The following is a 12,922-nucleotide window of genomic DNA, read 5'->3' as shown; positions in this document are numbered from 1 at the left end:
ACCGCAGTCTAATACTGCAGTTAAATCGGTCGAATGCTTTCTTCATCAACCACCGCAGCAAAGCGCTGGCAGATAAAATTAACATGCGGATCTTGCTGTAAGCTGTGCTTAGCTTGACCCAGTTTTTCCTGATAAATCGCTTCGCGCCATTCAAGCGGCGTTTGCCCTTCATCACTTAATTCAATGTTCAGTTCAATCGGCTGCTCTAATAAGCCCCCAATTGCTTCTTGTAACTGTTCTCGCGCCTTAGGGCTATCGAGGTGTGCTTGCGCTTGGCGCAATTGCAAAGTGACTTTGTGCTCACTTTGTATAAATGCAGAGTTTAATGCTAGTTGTTGTACTAAACGTCCAACATTAAGCTTAGTCACTAAATCAGACCAACTATCCTGATTTGCCGCTTCGATGACAAGTTGTTTTGTCATTTCAGGTGTCTTTTCATGCTCTAACGCTTGCTTTATTTGGCGTGGCGCAACCTTGACCTTAGATTCTGCTTCTTCAACTACCTGAGTTGATTTCCACTGATACTCTTCGGGTTCTGCAGGTGGCTGTTGCGCCGCTAAATGCGAAGGCATGGATGAATTCGACACCGGCATCGCAGTTTGGCCGTGGCCATTTCGCGCTTTAGTCGCGATGCGATCTAAAACATTGGTTGCGACTTTCTTGGCAGGTGTCGATTCAGGCTTTTTTCCCGTAGGCTTCGGCTGTTCACCACGGTTTTTCTGGCTACGTAAGCCATTACGCGCAGCCAATAATCCAGAGACACCAGATTGTGGCTGTACTGGCGCGGTTTGAGGCTCCGTCACCGTATTATTTGACGGTGGTGGTGCCATATTTTGCGATGATACTGGCGGTACTGCTTGCGATTGCTGAGTCGGCTGTTGGTAATGCGCCGCAGGTTGCGAATAAGCAGGCATGGATTCAGGGGCTTGCATTGCAGTAGGTGCAGGCACTTGGCTACCAGCAGCAGGTTGCATTCTCGCTTTCAATGCCTGTACTCGCTCCATACCAGCTTGCGTTGGCGCAGGGTGCGAGGCAGGTGCAGATTGTTGTCCCTGTGATACAGGTGCAGGCTCAGTAGCTGGCACATTAATAGATTGCGGAGTGATCCCCTGGCCAGACATAGGTCTAAACGCCAGCATACGCAGCAAGACCATCTCTAAGCCCGTGCGCCCTTCTGGTGCATAAGCTAAGTCTTGGCGACCTTGTAAGGCAATCTGGTAGCTAAGCTGCACGTCTTGCGGTGACATCGCATTACTTAATGCTGCAATACGCTCGGCATCTGGTGCCGATTCGTCTAACGACGCAGGTAAAGCTTGATGAAGTGCAACACGATGAAGCTGCGCGGCAAGTTCACGCAATAAGCTATCCCACTCCACGCCAATCGCCGCCAATGAAGCAACACTAGCCATCGCAGCTTGTGCCTCGCCTTGCGCGACAGACTCAAGCAACTGCAAAGCTTGATCGGTATCGAGCGTGCCTAGCATCATAGAGACAGGTTCAGTGCCAACGCTACCATTACCAAGTGCAATTGCTTGGTCGGTAAGACTGAGCGCATCACGCATCGAACCATCAGCAGCCCGTGCAATGAGGTTCAGCGCACGCGGCTCAAAATCTACCTGCTCTTGCGTCAAGACATGAGCAAGTTGATCGTGAATTTGGGTGGTATCTAGATGCTTTAAATGGAACTGCAAACAACGCGATAAAATCGTAACCGGTAACTTCTGCGGATCTGTGGTCGCTAAAATAAATTTAACGTATTCCGGCGGCTCTTCTAGTGTTTTCAATAACGCATTGAAACTGTGACGAGATAACATGTGCACCTCATCAATCAGGTACACTTTAAAACGGCCACGCGCAGGCTTGTACTGCACGTTATCGAGCAGTTCACGAGTATCTTCTACTTTGGTTCGCGATGCCGCATCGATTTCCAATAAATCAACAAAGCGACCTTCTTCTATTTCTCGACACGTCGAACATTGCCCACAAGGCGATGCAGTGATCCCTTGTTCACAATTTAACCCTTTAGCAAAAATACGTGCGATGGTCGTTTTACCAACACCGCGAGTGCCGCTAAAAAGATAGGCGTGGTGAAGTCGGTCATGGGCAAGTGCATTGGCCAGAGCCGTTAAGACATGGGATTGACCTACCACATCGTCAAATTGATGTGGTCGCCATTTGCGAGCCAAAACCTGATAACTCATGAATTATTTAACCTTACTGAATCAAGATTTCAATGCTAGCACAGGGAGGATTTTGGCGCGAGAGGACTCTAGCTTGAGCGTCCAATACTTCACCACCGATGCGTATTACACAACAGTGGCGAAGAAATTAAGCATGGTGCTTAACGATTAGTGACCACTAAAATCACAAATGGTGAACACATTAAGGCCAAGGCCTTTCAAACGTGCTTCACCGCCAATATCTGGCAGGTTAATAACAAATGCAGCATCTTCTACTTTCCCGCCTAAACGGCGAACAAGTTTAGTTGTCGCTTCAATGGTGCCGCCCGTTGCTAGCAAGTCATCAACCAGCAAAACTTTATCGTCTTCATTAATAGCATCAACATGAATTTCTAGCGTATCTTGGCCGTATTCTAGCTCGTAGCTCTCACCGATCACTTCACGAGGTAATTTACCCGGCTTACGAACAGGAACAAAACCTACACCCAGCTCCAGTGCCAATGGCGCACCAAACAGGAAGCCACGTGCTTCTGTACCAATCACTTTCGTGATGCCTTGGCCTTGGTATTTTTCAATTAATACAGCCATGGTTGCACGGTAAGCGGCAGGGTCTTCCATTAGGCTAGTAACATCACGGAAAAGGATACCTGGCTTAGGGTAATCTTGGATAGATTTAATGCTGTTTTTGATTAAAGCGAGCTTGTCTTGAGTCATAATTGTATTCCATACCCTAATAAAGAGGTCAGGGTGTTACGCAAACAATACGTCGACTGCAATAACAAGCAGCGGACGCAATCAGCCCGCAATATTAGTAATTTTCGCGGCGAGGAGCAACCGACTCAACAACGGGCAAACGATTAAACCAGACCAACAAAGTTACGCCGATCACAATCAGCATCATTTTATGCCAAGTAAGCGGTACGACAACAATCGAAAAAGCAAAACTCACCACTATCATTAGGTTTGCGCGTCGCTTTATCTTGCGTGTTATTGCCCCATGTTGATGCCAGTTATACAAAATAGGGCCAAAGCTAGGATGGTTAGTTAACCAGGTATTTAACCGCGGCGAACCTCGCATAAAACAGGCACTAGCAAGCAACAAAAAAGGCGTTGTCGGTAGAAGAGGCAAAAAGATCCCTAACACGCCAAGGGCAACGCAGCACCATCCAACCGTTAATAAAATGAATCGTTTTATCATTACACTTCTAGCCTTCATAAACACCAGTCATACAGTGCCACAAAACACCCACTATTTGGGCTGTCTAATTCTACCGTATTTTTAGTATAACAAGCGTTAAAAAGCTCACTATGGCATACCCCGTCATAATGAATACGATTATAAGCAGATACCATCGACAAAAAATGAAGGAAAATAAGGATATCACTGATCTTCACTGTAAATATTTATAATGGTTTGATTCAAATCAGGATCATGAATCTGGAGAGATTTAGACTGAAAAAACGTTAACACAAAAAGAATAATAGATTATGGCTACCCCAGAGAGAATAGATAACGTGCTTCAGCATAATTTAGAAGCGCAGTACGAAAAGTTAACCGCACTACTTCGACATGAAATCGTAACACATTCATTATTATCAAATATTACTGCAATGAAACAGCTTGAGCTAAATGAGCTGATCAAAGTGGCTAAATCATCTTATATTCCGGACTTACTCGCATTAGCAACCAAAGTAGAAAAAGTGGATGCGGCCGTATGTACGCTAACATTAGGCATGTATGGACTTTGTGCAGATTGTGAAGAAGAAATTGAAGCCGAAGATTTAATCAAAGATCCAGCTCAAGCACGTTGCCGAGCGTGTCGGAAACATAGCCGTTACCACCACGATGAATAAGCAGTCGCTGATCATAAAGATCACGCCAGATCCGCATTGAAAGCTGCGGCTCTAGCTATGGTCAAATATTGCGACTAGCATACTAATCAGTCTGCTCGTGGCTGTATCGTTAAGCTGCACTTTACGCGAATAAATGCAGCTTGCTCATCATGCTTAATTAACGCTATCAATGCCCTGCAATTCTAGCGTTAAATTATCTCAACTACTTAAATTCTTGCTCAGCCATCCAGATCTTAAAGGCTTTCTTTTCTTTTGCTGAGGCTTTGGTATACCACAGTTTAAGCTGTGCTAAAGAATCACCAGTAATCGTTACTTCACCCGCATCGTTAACCACCACTGCGGCTTTAGTCATATTCGTTGGTTTACCTTGCTCTAAAGCAATGCCTTTGTCTTGATTATAGCTAGCCACTAGCTCTTCAATATCAGAGTAAGGAATAAAACCGCCACCACCTGGTAGTACTTCCGCTTGATACGGCAATGCAGTACCACCAACAGTTACACTCCACTTGGGTGCATCACCACGGAACTCCGTTTCTGCCGCGCGGTAATTGCTCGCAGCGTCAGGAAAACGGATCACGACATCATCTGTGCTGTCGAAGCTCATAATAAAAGGTCGTGTACTGAAGAGTTCCGTTTTGGTACCGCGACGTAACATTTTTTCACCACGGATAACCACTTGGTTTTTTCCCTCAACAATATCATAGGTGTTATCAGCGATAGCATTATCACTGTTCACAGCAACACCGTTAATCGCCAGTACTGATAAACCATATTCTGTTTCTAATGTATTCGCTTGGGCGGAAGCGGCAAATACCAAGCTAAGGGCGAACCCAACCACTGTTTTATTCATTACTCTTTACTCCTTCAAAGCACCTAAATAGCGATCTAAATAGTATCAATACCGCTAACACCAATCCATCTAAGTCACTGATCGTTTCATCTCAGGACAGGACACCGTGATAAACGAAAAAAGCCGCCCGAAGGCGGCTTTTAAATATAGGGGGAATAATTAGTTCCTAATTCGCTAAACAGCGTGATTAGAATTTAACTTCCATACCTACTACGTAACCGAAATCGTTATCAGTTTCTAGATCTTCATAACCTAGTTCAACGTAAGCACGAGTGTTCGCAGTTAGTTGGTGAGCAACGTTCGCGTAGAAGTTAGTTGCGTCATCAGCTTTAGCATCGCCAGAGTTTTGCGCGTAACCAAGACCGAATGTGTTCTTACCTAGTGTGTAAGAACCAGCAAGTTCCCAAGTTTTAACATCAGCATTGTCACCACGATCAGATTGACCGTATAAAGCACCAACGTAAATAGGGCCAGCTGCGTAAACGAACTCTAGATCCCACGCTTTTTGCTCTTTGTTAGCAGCCTCGTGCTCGAAATCACCGTAGTAACCACGCACTTCGAAATCACCAAACGGTACACCTGCAGCGATTTCTAGCAGCTCTTCACCTTTCTTACCAGTAGTGCTATCAGACTGAGCGATGTTGTAACCAGCACCTGCCCAGAATTTCTCGCCAGAGAAACGGTATTTGATGTACTGATCCATGCTTACGTCGTCGTAGCTAACACCCGCTGTATCTTTCAGCTCGATATCAACACCAACACCCGCATCATCGATGATCGCAGTTTGACGACCAAACGTCATTTCACCAAAGTTACCGCCTAAACCAACGAATAAAACATCGTTAGTTACTGAACCAAGACCGTTACGATTACGAACTACTTTATCACCAGAAGCATCAAATTCCATCTCATCGGTTTCACCAACATTCAGTTCCATCGCACCTACTGCGTATAAATCTGCGCTTACTTGGTGTTGGATACGTAGTGCTAAGTCACCGTCATCGATGCGAAGTTGTGCATCGTCATTTGCCATGTTTTCTACCGCTGTTAAACGGTACTGAACTTCAGCCGCACCAGACATAGTAACTTGAGTACCGTCTTGGTCGTATAGAGAGATACCAGCTGACGCAGAACCTGCTACTAGAAGTGCTGGAACTGTAAGTGCTAAAAGAGTCTTTTTCATGAGATCCACTGCCTTTTCTTATTTGGAATGGAATTCCTATTTCCAGAATTCCTTTTCTATTATGTTTTTTTAGAGGACTACCCGGTTAATACCAAAAGAATAATCATCTAAAGCAATTTGATTGCGGAGCTATCCTGACAGAGTTTTCGCCTAGGTGTCAAATAGTTCAAAAAATAAATCAAAAAACATTTATCCTTTACAATTCAACTAGATAGCACAAACATCAAAACAACCGAAAGACAAAAAAGTCCTATTTAGCACGGTGCATCGTTTTTTAAAATGACAAAATAACAACATAAAAAACCAAAAAGACATAACCACAACCAATAGATTCAGCTATATATATTATAAAACACTGGTTTTTTAGTTAAGTTAGTGTTTTATCGACAACTGCCTTGCGTGTTCATGTTGAGTTCAATTTATTTTCGTGACCAAAATCTCATTTAGAATCAAAGTTGTTCAATTTATTAGCCCCCGCTCACATTCAGATGTTCGTGTTATAATCACCTTCCTTGCCATTTAATACGTTACTTATATGTTACACAGCCAAATAAAACGCGATATCAAGCAATGCTATGAAAACCTAGGAAACCAACTTGATAACTTCCGACCAAGGCGTGCACAGAACTACCTAGTTGCAGAAATAGCCAAAACCTTGGCTGGTGAATACCATAAAAAGAACAGAATGTTGGTGGCAGAAGCAGGAACAGGGATCGGAAAGTCCCTCTCTTACTTGATTGCGGGTATCCCCTTTGTGCTGTTTAACAATAAAAAGTTGCTTATTTCAACAGCAACCGTGGCGTTGCAAGAACAGCTGATAGATAAAGATTTACCCTTGTTTAATCGTATTTTCCCTAAAGAGTTCAGCTTCATCTTAGCCAAAGGGCGCCAACGCTATTGTTGTGGGCATAAGTTAGCAGCATCGTGTGACGGAAATAGCGAAGATCAGATGAGTTTTTGGCAAGAAAAACCTAAAAAATCTGATTTAGAACTTTTGACACGCATGAAAAACGCTTATGACTCAGGTAAGTGGGATGGTGACCGTGATGGATGGCCAAAACAGGTCCCAGATCGTGTATGGCAGCAAATTGTGGCAGATAAACACAGCTGTCATGCTGGTTTGCCTAAACATCGCCAGTGCCCTTTTGCTAAAGCGCGTGAACATTTAGACAAAGCCGATGTCATTATCGCCAACCATGCACTGCTAATGGCAGATATTGAGCTTGGCGGTGGCGTAATTTTGCCAGAGCCCGAACAAACGATTTATGTGATAGATGAAGCCCATCACCTACCACAAGTGGCACGTGACTTCTCATCTGCTGCAGCCAGCCTAAAAGGTGCCACCAATTGGTTAGAAAAGCTCAATCAATCTGTTGGTAAACTTGCTGAACTTGCGGATTACAGTAAAGCAGGCCGCTTTCAATCTTCGCTGCAAGAAAACATCCAGCACCTGATACCAACCCTGCGCCAAATCGCAGCCAATATTGATCCAAGCCATTTTAGCAAAGATGGTATTTATCGCTTTGAGCATGGAGAGCTTCCCGCTTGGCTGCAAGAAGAAGCCAAAGGTTGTAAAGATGCCAGTAAGAAAGCGCTACAAGCACTCGGTAAACTACACGACTTAATTTCAGAGCGATTAAAAGATAATGAAATTGGCGCGCGCCAAGGTGAACCCGCATTAGCAGAGTCTGGTTTTTACCTACAACGTTTAGAGAACCTAGAAAAAGTCTGGGCGCTCATGGCACAACCTTGTAATAAGAAAGGGGCACCTCTCGCACGCTGGATTGAAAAGAGCGGTGAGCGCGAAGATGATTACATCATCGAAGTTTCGCCACTTGAAGTCGGCTATCGCTTAGACCAACTACTGTGGAGCCGAGCTGCTGGTGCCGTATTGGTGTCTGCGACATTGCGTGCCCTGAATCAATTCACCTATTTTTGTCGCCAAGTCGGTATTTCTGAATCCGATGGGGGACGATTTTTAGCGCTAGCATCGCCATTTGATTATCAGAACAACGCACGCTTAGTGATTCCAGCCTTACCGCTAGAGCCACAAGCAGATAAATTTACCGAGCTATTGATTGAAACCTTGCCTGAATACCTAGAAGGGGAAACGGCAAGCTTGGTCTTATTCTCATCTTACTGGCAAATGAACAAAGTCGCGGAAAGTTTGCAGCCTCTGGCGAAGAAAAATAAATGGCAACTACTGGTTCAAGGCGATGACGCTCGTCACACCATTCTAAAAAAACATAAAGAAAACTGTAAAAACAACATACCCAGCATCTTATTTGGCACAGGCAGCTTTTCTGAAGGGCTTGATTTACCAGGTGATTTACTCAAGAACCTCATCATCACCAAAATCCCCTTTGCCGTTCCTACCTCACCAGTAGAAGAAGCACATGCTGAATACATCGAAAGCCGAGGTGGCAATCCGTTTTTGCAGATTTCTGTACCAGAAGCGAGTAAAAAGCTAATTCAATCTGCTGGTCGTTTACTGCGTAAAGAAGAAGATTCTGGTAGAGTGGTCTTGCTCGACCGACGCGTGATTTCACGCCGTTATGGCAAAGCATTATTAGATTCATTACCGCCGTTTAAACGGATTATCGAACACAAATAAACAGAATTGCCATAATGATAGAAATGATAGAACCAACCACGCTAATAATTCTGGCCCTTGTGGCCTTTTTAGCGGGGTTTATTGATGCTGTGGCAGGCGGTGGCGGCATGCTTACCGTTCCTGCGTTATTGTCTTTAGGGCTTCCGCCGCATATCGCTCTTGGTACTAATAAGTTAGCAGCTACATTTGCTTCTTCTACTGCCGCGTGGACTTACTACCGCAAACAACTATTTTCTCCTCGTTTCTGGCGATTGTCATTTATTGCCACACTAGCTGGAGCAATCGGTGGCACCCTGATTGTCGATATTATTAGCACCGAATGGCTAGAAAAAGCCCTGCCTCTGATCATTTTGGCAGCTGCGGCATACACCCTTTGGCACCCTCAGCCAAAAGGAGAAGAACGCCAACTGCCTAAAGATGATCCTAAACTAAAGAAAAAACAGTGGTTACAAGGCAGCATTCTCGGTTTCTACGATGGTGTAGCAGGCCCTGGCACTGGCGCATTTTGGACAGTTTCCAGTATGGCCTTATACCGACTGGATATTCTGCTGGCTTCTGGTCTTGCTAAAGCCATGAACTTTACCAGTAACATTACATCGCTAATTACCTTTGCCATTTTAGGCCATATTAACGTCGCGCTTGGCTTAACCATGGGGGTGTGTTTAATGATTGGCGCTTATATCGGGGCCCATTCCGCGATACGTTTTGGCGCTAAATTTATTCGCCCAGTGTTTGTCACCGTTGTTGTTATTCTCGCAGGCAAACTGGCTTGGCAAGCTTGGTTCTAATAGAAAAGGTTCTGTCATTATGTTTGATGTTTCAAGGCTAAAAGCCCATGTTGATCAATTACAAAAAGAGGCCGCCGCTGTCGATCGCCAACGTGGTGAAGCCCCTCGCCCTTTATTTGATGAGCAACTCTTCCAAAGTCGTAGCAAATTAATCACCCCCTGCGTGGAAGAAATCAGCCATGAAATAAAGTCACTACAACGTGAACAAGCGTCTGGTCGCTTGCTTGCCTCTCGCACTGCGCATATCTGCGATAAAATCGTGGCTCAAATACAAGCGGTGCAGCGTGAACTCGCCACGCAAACCATTAGAAAAAACGAACCAGCAAAAAATAACACCCGACAAGTCCCTATTCATGAACTGTATCAAGACTTGGCAAAACACCAAGAGTGGGAGCGTCGCTTAGTCGGCATGCAACGCGACAAAACAATGATGCTGAATAACTGCCGTACACTCGCAGAGCAACAGGTAATTCAAAAAGAGATACTGGCGTTAGAAGGCCGAGTGCAGCGCTGCCAAGCTGCCGTAACGAGAATTGAAAAACACATTTCAATCAGAGAGCGCCAAGGTTAATCATGCCACCACTACGTTATCATCTTAGTTATATCGATAACTTAGTGAACAGTACCCAACGTGAATATCGAGAAAAACATGACAGAAAAAACATCACCATTAGATAATGCACCCGAGGATATTAAATTAGCAGTCGATCTTATTTACTTGTTAGAAAGTAATGAAATTGCACCAGAAGTCGCGCTATCGGCGTTAGCCATAGTCAAAAAAGATTTGGAAGACAAAATTAAAAAAAATGGCTCACTTTCTTAGCTCGCAGCAAAGCAATTAACCCAATTTATACTTTTATATAGTTCCATTCACAACAGCAATTGAATTATACTTTCTTGTAGTTTTTTAGCATTAAAGACTTTTTATTCGTCAGAAATAGACGTGTAAGTCGATACAATAAGCACAGCTACTCACCTTTGTTGAAGTTGTTCATTTATCGTATCTACCCACTGATATACTGTGAGCAACAAGGATGTAAAATGAAATATAAAGCGCTCTCTTTATTACTAAGCTCAGCAATGCTGTTGCCAAGCCATACAATGGCGAGTGACAATGAAATCACTCGCACTAACAATGACGAATTTGTAGAAGCTGGCGACATGCTACAAATATTACTGCCAGCAACAGGCCTTTTTGCCGCTTGGATGTACGATGATGCTGAAGGGGCCAAACAACTTGTTTATGCTACGGCATCAACACAGGCAATTGTTCAAGGTATGAAATATACCATTGGTCGTAACCGCCCCAATGAAAGTAACTGGCACTCATTCCCATCAGGTCATACCTCTGCTGCTTTCTCTGGCGCCGCTTTTTTGCAATCACGTTACGGTGCCGCTTGGGGGATCCCAGCTTATACCGGTGCAACATTGGTTGCAGTGAGTCGTCTTCATGGTAACCACCACTATGCAGGTGATGTGGTTGCAGGTGCTGGTATCGCATTTTTGGTCAATCAATATTTTGTTTCGCCATACCGCACAGAAGGTGTTTATTTTAATGCACAGCCAACAGAAGATGGCATCGCATTAGGCGTGACGCTAACAGATGCCGCTTTTTCTGATAATAAGCGAGACCGTGCGAGCTACCAAATCAGCTCGACCGATCGTAAACACCGCATTGAGCTCGGTGTCGGTGTAAACCTCGCGGACAGTTCAGGACAATTTGGTGCTACTGAGTTTTTAGCCGATTCTGAACTTATTGACGAATACCAACCTTTCTCATACATCAACTATCAGCTTGAACTCGCCAATAACAACAGCTTTGAGCTAGAGTTTCTTCCTAGTGAAACCCGTCGCCGAGGTAAAGCAAGTAAACCCTTTACCGTCGATGGTACAGAGTACACCTCGAGTGATGGTCAGCTATTTACCGCCTTTCGCCATTGGATGCTTGGCTCTTCGGTATACAAAGGCTATCAAGTTAACGATAAATTCAGCGTTGATCTTGGCTTAGGTTTATACGCCCACTGGATCAAAGTGTCTGTCGACCAAGATCAAGGGGGCAAATTCGCCAGCGATGAAACTTGGCGAGCAATGCCAAACTTGGCTGCAAAAACTCAGTATAAATTTACCGACCAGCTCTCTGTTTTAGCTAAAGCACAATACCAATTTTGGGATGGCGATAGCTATGCCGCGGCTGAAGCAGGATTGCAATATCAGATAAATCCGGCGTGGGAAGCGGGCATTAAGTATATTTACAGCGATACTCAGTTAGATAATACAAAATTTAAAGCGAACTATGATGGTCAATCCATTGCGATAACTGTCGCTAACCGCTTTTAAAACACGGCTCCAAACGTCGTGACCATAATGATAAACAACGCTCTACTTGTAGGGCGTTTTTTATATACCCGATGCGATTAACACAGGCTTATGCTGCCATACCTGCCGTTTTAGAGAGTAATAGATGAAAGATAAAATAGTAAAAATTGAGCGTCAATCATTAACCGTAGGGCTCTGCGCCAACCTATTTATGGCTTTCTCTGGTTGGGCGACTTTTTACTTATCAGGATCTGAGGCTTTATTGTTAGATGGTAATTTCTCGTTTATTTTATTTCTCTCTTCCATTGCAGCATTAAAAATTTCAGCAATAAAAGCTAACCGTTCCAACACCTTTCCGTTTGGTTTATATGTGTCAGAAGCCCTTTACGCTTTACTCAAAGGCTTATTAATTGGCGGCGTTTTGCTGACTGCGTTAACAGGGAATGTGACCAAAATAGTTAAGTATATTCAAGGGGAAGAATTGTCGATGCTAAAGACAGGCCCAATCTTGATTTATTCCATAGCTATGGTTGTGATCTGTTTTAGCCTGTCACTCTTTTATCATCAACAAAATAAACGCACAGGCAACAGCAGCAGTATGCTTGAAACCGATAAAGCATCCTCTTTAGTCGATGGCTTTATGTCTGCAGGCACAGGTGCCGCACTGGTACTTATTGGTTACATTAACCCAGCCAGTAGCTTTAACTTCTTACTGTATATTGGCGATGCCATTATGGTACTTTTGTTAGCGGCAATCATGGCCAAACAGCCGATAAATATCGTGAGAGAAGCCTTCATTGAACTGGCGGGGGGGCGACTACAAAATGTCGATGCCTATCAAGCCATTGAAGGTGCGATTACTCAGACTTTATCCCAAAAAGAAACGACAGCAAGCAATGTCTTCATCAGCAAAACAGGCAGTAGTTATTTGGTTATTTTAAGCTTTACCGCTGCAGAAGTGGATAGCAAAGGTATCGCTGTTTTAGCGCAAATTAAACAATCGCTAACCAACAAATTAACGCAAGATTACCCGCATATTGATATTGAATTCGTACTCGGCTAGCTTTGTTAACCAATAAATCATCGCTAATGATACACATCATCCAAATAAAAAAGTCGCCAACTCGGCGACTTTTT

General features: G+C 44.1%; 12 protein-coding genes. 7 read left to right on the top strand and 5 right to left on the bottom strand.

Annotated elements, in window-relative coordinates:
• Positions 1 to 20 precede the first annotated feature (20 nt).
• The 3 genes from dnaX to L4C35_RS04315 form a co-directional block, all read right to left on the bottom strand.
• Positions 21 to 2,201, bottom strand: coding sequence for a DNA polymerase III subunit gamma/tau (gene dnaX, locus L4C35_RS04325; protein WP_428461719.1), 2,181 nt, complete (start codon positions 2,199 to 2,201; stop codon positions 21 to 23).
• 147 nt (positions 2,202 to 2,348) lie between these two features.
• Positions 2,349 to 2,894: an adenine phosphoribosyltransferase gene (gene apt, locus L4C35_RS04320; RefSeq protein ID WP_428461718.1), complete on the bottom strand. Its 546-nt coding sequence runs from the start codon at positions 2,892 to 2,894 to the stop codon at positions 2,349 to 2,351.
• Positions 2,895 to 2,988: 94 nt separating this feature from the next.
• Complete coding sequence (locus tag L4C35_RS04315) at positions 2,989 to 3,378, bottom strand: YbaN family protein (RefSeq protein ID WP_428461717.1); 390 nt, start codon at positions 3,376 to 3,378, stop codon at positions 2,989 to 2,991.
• 290 nt (positions 3,379 to 3,668) lie between these two features.
• Here L4C35_RS04315 and L4C35_RS04310 point away from each other — a divergent pair, with 290 nt between their 5' ends.
• Positions 3,669 to 4,034: a TraR/DksA C4-type zinc finger protein gene (locus L4C35_RS04310; RefSeq protein ID WP_428461716.1), complete on the top strand. Its 366-nt coding sequence runs from the start codon at positions 3,669 to 3,671 to the stop codon at positions 4,032 to 4,034.
• A gap of 202 nt (positions 4,035 to 4,236) precedes the next feature.
• On the opposite strand, the gene L4C35_RS04305 is transcribed toward L4C35_RS04310, so the two are convergent.
• Complete coding sequence (locus L4C35_RS04305; protein ID WP_428461715.1) at positions 4,237 to 4,884, bottom strand: YccT family protein; 648 nt, start codon at positions 4,882 to 4,884, stop codon at positions 4,237 to 4,239.
• A 187-nt stretch (positions 4,885 to 5,071) separates the two neighbouring features.
• Entirely contained in the window at positions 5,072 to 6,067 is a 996-nt protein-coding gene (locus L4C35_RS04300; protein ID WP_428461714.1) for a porin, read from the bottom strand.
• A gap of 535 nt (positions 6,068 to 6,602) precedes the next feature.
• Between L4C35_RS04300 and dinG the strand changes: the two genes are divergently transcribed.
• The 6 genes from dinG (at position 6,603) to L4C35_RS04270 (ending at position 12,848) form a co-directional block, all read left to right on the top strand.
• Positions 6,603 to 8,681, top strand: a complete 2,079-nt coding sequence (gene dinG / locus L4C35_RS04295) for an ATP-dependent DNA helicase DinG (protein ID WP_428461713.1) — start codon at positions 6,603 to 6,605, stop codon at positions 8,679 to 8,681.
• A 14-nt stretch (positions 8,682 to 8,695) separates the two neighbouring features.
• A complete protein-coding gene (locus L4C35_RS04290; RefSeq protein WP_428461712.1) occupies positions 8,696 to 9,469 on the top strand; it encodes a sulfite exporter TauE/SafE family protein in 774 nt (257 codons plus the stop codon).
• A 19-nt stretch (positions 9,470 to 9,488) separates the two neighbouring features.
• Entirely contained in the window at positions 9,489 to 10,040 is a 552-nt protein-coding gene (locus L4C35_RS04285) for a primosomal replication protein (RefSeq protein ID WP_428461711.1), read from the top strand.
• Positions 10,041 to 10,118: 78 nt separating this feature from the next.
• A complete protein-coding gene (gene rsmS / locus L4C35_RS04280; protein WP_428461710.1) occupies positions 10,119 to 10,292 on the top strand; it encodes a pleiotropic regulatory protein RsmS in 174 nt (57 codons plus the stop codon).
• Between the two features lie 218 nt (positions 10,293 to 10,510).
• Positions 10,511 to 11,806: a phosphatase PAP2 family protein gene (locus tag L4C35_RS04275; RefSeq protein ID WP_428461709.1), complete on the top strand. Its 1,296-nt coding sequence runs from the start codon at positions 10,511 to 10,513 to the stop codon at positions 11,804 to 11,806.
• A 124-nt stretch (positions 11,807 to 11,930) separates the two neighbouring features.
• Positions 11,931 to 12,848 (top strand): cation efflux transmembrane domain-containing protein, encoded by a 918-nt coding sequence (locus L4C35_RS04270; protein WP_428461708.1) that lies wholly within the window; start codon positions 11,931 to 11,933, stop codon positions 12,846 to 12,848.
• Positions 12,849 to 12,922: the final 74 nt, after the last annotated feature.

Source organism: Photobacterium kagoshimensis, assembly GCF_050337045.1.
Classification (GTDB): Bacteria; Pseudomonadota; Gammaproteobacteria; order Enterobacterales; family Vibrionaceae; genus Photobacterium; species Photobacterium kagoshimensis.
Note: the sequence above shows the minus strand (reverse complement) of the source record. Positions and strands in the feature narration are given on the sequence as shown.

Coding starts and splice junctions, on each gene's coding strand:
- dinG (WP_428461713.1), top strand. CDS start 6,603: ATGTTACACAGCCAAATAAAACGCGATATCAAGCAATGCTATGAAAAC.
- L4C35_RS04305 (WP_428461715.1), bottom strand. CDS start 4,884: ATGAATAAAACAGTGGTTGGGTTCGCCCTTAGCTTGGTATTTGCCGCT.
- L4C35_RS04285 (WP_428461711.1), top strand. CDS start 9,489: ATGTTTGATGTTTCAAGGCTAAAAGCCCATGTTGATCAATTACAAAAA.
- dnaX (WP_428461719.1), bottom strand. CDS start 2,201: ATGAGTTATCAGGTTTTGGCTCGCAAATGGCGACCACATCAATTTGAC.
- apt (WP_428461718.1), bottom strand. CDS start 2,894: ATGACTCAAGACAAGCTCGCTTTAATCAAAAACAGCATTAAATCTATC.
- L4C35_RS04270 (WP_428461708.1), top strand. CDS start 11,931: ATGAAAGATAAAATAGTAAAAATTGAGCGTCAATCATTAACCGTAGGG.
- L4C35_RS04275 (WP_428461709.1), top strand. CDS start 10,511: ATGAAATATAAAGCGCTCTCTTTATTACTAAGCTCAGCAATGCTGTTG.
- L4C35_RS04310 (WP_428461716.1), top strand. CDS start 3,669: ATGGCTACCCCAGAGAGAATAGATAACGTGCTTCAGCATAATTTAGAA.
- L4C35_RS04300 (WP_428461714.1), bottom strand. CDS start 6,067: ATGAAAAAGACTCTTTTAGCACTTACAGTTCCAGCACTTCTAGTAGCA.
- L4C35_RS04315 (WP_428461717.1), bottom strand. CDS start 3,378: ATGATAAAACGATTCATTTTATTAACGGTTGGATGGTGCTGCGTTGCC.
- rsmS (WP_428461710.1), top strand. CDS start 10,119: ATGACAGAAAAAACATCACCATTAGATAATGCACCCGAGGATATTAAA.
- L4C35_RS04290 (WP_428461712.1), top strand. CDS start 8,696: ATGATAGAAATGATAGAACCAACCACGCTAATAATTCTGGCCCTTGTG.